The organism is Dietzia sp. Cai40 (assembly GCF_014145165.1).
Lineage (GTDB): Bacteria > Actinomycetota > Actinomycetes > Mycobacteriales > Mycobacteriaceae > Dietzia > Dietzia natronolimnaea.
Map to the genome: position 1 here is coordinate 1 of NZ_JAALEB010000411.1, position 5,305 is coordinate 5,305.

At 71.2% G+C, this 5,305-nt stretch carries 6 protein-coding genes; 2 read left to right on the plus strand and 4 right to left on the minus strand.

What is annotated here, in order from left to right:
* The 4 genes from G6022_RS14595 to G6022_RS16960 all read right to left on the minus strand — a co-directional run.
* A partial coding sequence (locus tag G6022_RS14595; protein ID WP_182691853.1) for a cytochrome P450 occupies positions 1–1,331 on the minus strand: 1,331 nt, incomplete at its 3' end.
* Positions 1,332–1,514: 183 nt separating this feature from the next.
* Positions 1,515–3,149 (minus strand): acyl-CoA dehydrogenase family protein, encoded by a 1,635-nt coding sequence (locus G6022_RS14600; RefSeq protein ID WP_179523763.1) that lies wholly within the window; start codon positions 3,147–3,149, stop codon positions 1,515–1,517.
* Positions 3,150–3,178: 29 nt separating this feature from the next.
* Positions 3,179–4,003 (minus strand): thioesterase family protein, encoded by an 825-nt coding sequence (locus tag G6022_RS14605; RefSeq protein WP_182639856.1) that lies wholly within the window; start codon positions 4,001–4,003, stop codon positions 3,179–3,181.
* Positions 4,004–4,116: 113 nt separating this feature from the next.
* On the minus strand, positions 4,117–4,299 hold the full coding sequence (locus G6022_RS16960) for a hypothetical protein (RefSeq protein ID WP_241731241.1): 183 nt from the start codon (positions 4,297–4,299) through the stop codon (positions 4,117–4,119).
* Here G6022_RS16960 and G6022_RS14610 point away from each other — a divergent pair.
* Both G6022_RS14610 and G6022_RS14615 read left to right on the plus strand, forming a co-directional pair.
* Positions 4,298–4,699 carry an LppP/LprE family lipoprotein gene (locus G6022_RS14610; RefSeq protein ID WP_241731242.1) on the plus strand — a complete coding sequence of 134 codons (402 nt, stop codon included), beginning with the start codon at positions 4,298–4,300 and terminating at the stop codon, positions 4,697–4,699. The two genes, G6022_RS16960 and G6022_RS14610, sit on opposite strands and share 2 nt — an antisense overlap.
* Positions 4,700–4,720: 21 nt before the next feature.
* The coding region (locus G6022_RS14615) for a hypothetical protein (protein ID WP_206682386.1) at positions 4,721–5,305 on the plus strand (585 nt) is incomplete at its 3' end.

The window sequence follows — 5,305 nt, forward strand, 5'->3', positions numbered from 1 at the left end:
GGGAGCCCGTCACCGGGGAACGGCAGCGAGTCGTTCTTCATGGGCGGGACGTAGTCCAGAGGCACCGACCACTCGAAGTGCCGCAGCAGCGCGCTGAGGACGAGCTTGGACTCCAGGTTGGCGAAGATCATGCCGAGGCACTTGTGTACCCCGCCGCCGAAGGGCTCCCAGGCGTAGCGGTGGGACTTGTCCTCGCGCCTGCCCTCGGTGAACCGCTCGGGGTCGAAGATCTCCGGGTCGGTCCAGTACTCGGGCATGTGGTGCGACAGGAGCGGCATCACCGAGACGAGCCGTCCCTTGGGGATCGCCACCCCGAGCACCTCGGTGTCCTTGACCGCCCGGCGCGCCAGCACCGGCACCGGCGGGTGCAGCCGCAGCGTCTCCTTCATCACCAGGTCCAGGTCGGTGAGGCCCTCCAGCTCGGCGAGGGTCGGCGAGGGGCCCAGTTCCAGACACTGCCTCCGGCAGCGCTCCTGCCACTCCCGATCGCGCCCGAGTTCGTAGACCATGGAGGTCACGGTGCTGGTCGTGGTGTCGTGCGCGGCCATCAGCAGGAAGATCATCTGGTTGATGATGTCGTCGTCGTCGATCCCGCCGGAGGCGTCGGCCACCTGACACAGGGCCGAGAACAGGTCCTCACCGGGGTTGGCACGGCGGGCGGGCAGGTGGCGCCGGAGGAACTCCTCCAGCAGGCGCCGGCCGCGGGTCGCGCGACCCCACTTGGTGAACGGCAGGGGAGCGGTCGAGCGGATGTAACCGTTGGCGGCCTGCACGCAGTCCACGAACGCGGTGTTGACCCGCTCGATCTCCCCGGGTTCGGCGTATTCGGCGCCGCCCATGAACACCTCGGTGGCCAGATCGAGCGTGTGCGACTTGAGGGCGGGGTAGACCTCGAACGCCCGATCAGGGGTCCAGCTCGAGATCCCGCGCTCGACCAGCGGGGCCAGGGTACGGGCGTATCCCTCGAGCCGGGGGCGGGTGAACGCCTCCTGCATGAGGTGCCGGTAGTGGTGGTGCTCGGCGAAGTCCAGCAGCATCAGCCCGCGGTCGAAGAACGGGCCGACGAGGTATCCCCAGCCGGGGCCGTTGGCGAACGCCTTGTCGGCGTTCTGCAGGGCGATCTGGCACGCGTCGGGGCCGATCAGCGCGGTCCAGGTGGCGCCGAGGAAGCTCAGTTCGGAGACCGGGCCGTGATCGCGGTACCGGCGGGCCATCGTGGCCAGCGGATTCTCGACGTACTCGAGGGTCCCGCCCAGGATCGGCAGGTGGGAGCGGAGGGGGGCCGGGCCCGGCCGGTAGACCGGATCGCGCGGATCGCCATCGATTGACATACTGCACCTCTTTGTCGGGGTCCCTCCAGTCTGTGACCTCCCTCACGCGACTGTCAGCCGAATAGCGAAACTGGCGGTGTCGTTTCTCCCCGCGGTGGCGATAGCGCGGTGGTGACAGCGGGGTGGTGGCAGCGCGGTGGTGACAGCGCCGTGGTGACAGCGGGGTGGTGGCAGATGCCGTGATCAGGCTCGGGCGACGAGCGCGGCCACGTCCACGCCGTCGGGAAGTGCACCGTACTCGGCCGAGCGCTCGTCGCCGAGCCTGGCCAGGCAGAACGCCTCGGCGACCGCCGCCGGGGCGTGCGCGAGCAGGACCGCGCCCTGCTGGGCGAGTGCCATGGCCTCGACGAGTCGTCGTGCGATCGCGGGCGCCGCGGCCGGATCGGACACCGCGCGCCCGATCAGCCCGCGGACGCGCTCGACGTGCCGGTCGAACAGCACGTGGTGCCCGGTCTGGGCGGTGAGCTCGGCATCGAAGGCGGCCACCGACTCCGGCTCACGGGCCATCGCGCGCAGGACGTCGAGCGCGATGACGTTGCCCGAGCCCTCCCACACCGCCAGCACCGGCTGCTCGCGGTAGCGGCGGGCCAGCGGGAACGCCTCGGTGTAGCCGTTGCCGCCCAGGCATTCCAGCGACTCGTAGGCGTGGTTGGGTCCGCGCTTGCACGTCCAGTACTTGGCGACCGCGGTGGCCAGCCTCCGGTACGCGGCGGACTCGTCGTCGTCATAGGCCGCTGCCAGGCGGGTCGCCGTCCAGGTGGCGGCCTCCGCCTCGAGTTGGAGGTCCGCCAGAACGGCGGCCATGGCCGGCTGGTCCACCAGGGTCGCCCCGAACGCCGCCCGGTGTCGGGCGTGCCACGCGGCCTCGGCCACGCCCTGGCGCATTCCGGCCGTGGCGCCCAGGACGCAGTCCAGGCGGGTGCGCCCGACCATCTCGATGATGGTGCGCACCCCACGGCCGGGATCGCCGACCATCCAGCCCAGGGTGCCGTCGAACTCCACCTCGGACGAGGCGTTGGACTTGTTGCCCAGCTTGTCCTTGAGGCGTTGGACCAGGAAGGGGTTGCGCTCGCCGCCCGGGAGGACGCGGGGGACGAGGAAGCAGCTCAGTCCCTCCGGTGCCTGCGCCAGCACCAGGAAGGCGTCCGACTGTGGGGCCGAGCAGAACCACTTGTGGCCGCGCAGCACGTGCAGGCCGTCCCCGACCGGGGTGGCCGTGGTGGTGTTGGCCCGGACGTCCGACCCGCCCTGCTTCTCGGTCATGGCCATCCCGAACAACACCCCCGACTTGGTGGCGGGGTCGCGCAGCTCGGGGTCGTAGACCCTGGACATCAGCGCCGGCTCCCATTCCGCGGCCAGCTCCGGGCTCAACCGCAGGGACGGCACCACGGCGTGCGTCATGGACAGCGGGCACCCGTGCCCGGCCTCGATCTGCGACACCAGCATGAAGCCGGTGGCCCGCTCCACGGTGGCGCCGGGCCCCGGGTCCGCCCAGGCGGAGGTGTGCACCCCGCGGGACACCGAGTACTCCATGATCCGGTGATAGGAGGGGTGGAACTCGATCTCGTCCACCCGGTTGCCCCACCGGTCGTGGGCGCGGTGCACCGGCGGCAGGGTGTTGGCCAGCTCCGCGTCGTGCTGGTACTGCCCGGTGCCCACGTGTCGGCCGATCTCGTGGAATCGGTCGGTGACCGCGCCGGGCGCGAAGACTCCCACGGCCTCCCGGAGTGCGGGATTGAGCGCGTACTCGTCCACGTCCACGCGCGGCGGCGCCTGGTTGAGGACCTCGTGGGTGGTGTGGTTCCGAGTGGTCGACATGTGCTGGGTCCTCCTCCGGCCCGCGGTACTCAGGACTTGAAGTACATGAGTTGGTGGCTGGTGGCGAGCAGGGTGCCGTCGCGGCCCCACAGTCTCGCCGATTCATCGTGGTAGTTGCCGTGGAACCGGTGGGCGTGGACGCTGCCCAGGATGAAGTCCGTGCCCTGGGCCGCGATCTCGTCCGTGGTGGCCAGGTAGTGGATCGTCAGCGTGACCGTTCCCGCGGGGATCGGCCGGCCGAGCCGGAGGAATGACCTGGGGAAGAACGAATCGCACATCGAGGTGAGCGCGACGTGGTCGAGTGGGCGGGGCGGGGTGTCGCGGATCCACATCGTCGTCGTCGAATCCGGGCTCGTCTGTCCGTCCTCGACCGACTGCCACGCCCCCGTCACGAACCGCATGTCGTAGTTGTCCACCCACTTGACCCCACGGTCCGCCGCGGCCGGGGTCAGGTCCTCGGGTGCGGGGACCCCGGGCGGGCCGACCTCGGTCTCCGACCACGTCTCCCGGCGCAGCGCGGTGATCGCCGTGGCGGTGGTGACCACCTGATCGCCCTGGCGCATCTCGAGCCACCAGTGCTGGTTGGAGCGGTTGGTGCGGGTCGGAAGCACCTCGATCTCGAACTCGCCCTCGGCCACCGGGCCCGCGTAGTTCAACGTCAGAGCCAGCGGGTCACCGTGTCGCTCCGGGTGCTGCAGGATCGCCTGCAGCATCGTCGCCGCGGTCGTCCCGCCGAACGGCCCGACCATGTTGGCCCACGCGTCGACCGTGCGGCCCCGGACCAGGTTCTCGCCGCCGCGTTCGAGAGCGACGGCCTGATCCAGAGTGTGTCCAGGGGCGTATCGACCGGTCACGGCACTCTCCTCATCGGGCGGCGTGAGGGGTGCGCCGCCGGGTGGTCCCACCGTACCGAGGGGTCGGGGGGCGCCCGGTCACCACTCACGGTGGTTCTCCGGTGTGACCCGTGTCACCATGGGGTGTACTCGATCGGAGAGGCGATCTCGATGCCCGGAACCGTCAGCACACCGAACGTCAGCACACCGAACGTCAGAACACCGAACGTCAGGGCCCTGACCGCCACGGCCCTGACCGCCGGCCTGCTCGCGTCCTGGGCGCCCGCTGCATCCGCGGTCAACACCGACTCCCTCATGCCTCCGCCCGCCGGGTGTTCGGTGGACGTGCAGCGGATCGCCGCGCAGACCCCCGGGCCGTTCCCCGGGGTCGGGTGGACGGTCGGGCAGAGCGGGAACCTGTGCGGTGAACTCGGCTACCTGTTCCTGGAGACCGCGGGCGGGACGGTCTCGTCGCCCACCCGTGTCGTGCTGTTCCACCGGGGCGAGCAGGTCGCGACGCAGCCCGGCACCACGCCGCGTGTCCTGCTCGGGCAGCACAGCGACTTCCACGTGGAGCTGCGCGTGCAACAGGAGCCGGTGGCGGGCCAACCGAATGCGGAGGCCGTCTACGCCTCCACCATCTACGTGTGGAACCCGTTCGCCGGCGCGGGGGACGCGACCCCGATCGGTCCGCTACCGCCCGGGATGACCCTCTAGCCAGGGCGACGGGGTGGCGACGTGACCGGGACCGACGGAGTGCGGGGAGGCGGTCGGTCGCCGGTCTACGCGGCCCTCGCGGTGGTCGTGGTGGTCGGGGTCCTCGTTGCGACCGTCACCACCGTCGCGCTGATGCGATCGCGCGACGAGACGTCTCCCGAGGTGACCGCCCCGGCCGGCCCCAGCACCACCGCGACCTCGACCCGGGCCTCTCGCGCCACCACCACCGCTCCCGCCACGCCCACCGCGGTCGTCCCCGCACCCGCGGCGGTGTGTGACGCCGGGGTGATCAACACCGACCTGGGGTACCCGGACAGCGGAGCGCGGATCATCGACTGCGACGCCGGCTGGGCGGTCATGGCCGGCGACATCTCGGGAGACCCGTTCTGGGTGGTGTTCCGGAACGGCCGGTGGCGGCAGGCCGATGGGGTCTCGATCTACACCATGACCTGCCCGGACGAGGCCATCGCGATGGGCGCCCCGGCGTGGATGGCCCGCAGGCACCTCGTCACCTGCCGCACGTCGATGACCTCCGCCGTCGTCCCCACGCCGCGCGCGATGACGACCCGGGGCGCGGCCCCGCCGACGACGATCCGGACCACGGCG

What these genes read in the sequence shown, in the direction of transcription:
- G6022_RS14600 (WP_179523763.1), bottom strand. Translation starts at nt 3,149, where the DNA reads ATGTCGACCACTCGGAACCACACCACCCACGAGGTCCTCAACCAGGCG.
- G6022_RS14610 (WP_241731242.1), top strand. Translation starts at nt 4,298, where the DNA reads ATGCCTCCGCCCGCCGGGTGTTCGGTGGACGTGCAGCGGATCGCCGCG.
- G6022_RS16960 (WP_241731241.1), bottom strand. Translation starts at nt 4,299, where the DNA reads ATGAGGGAGTCGGTGTTGACCGCGGATGCAGCGGGCGCCCAGGACGCG.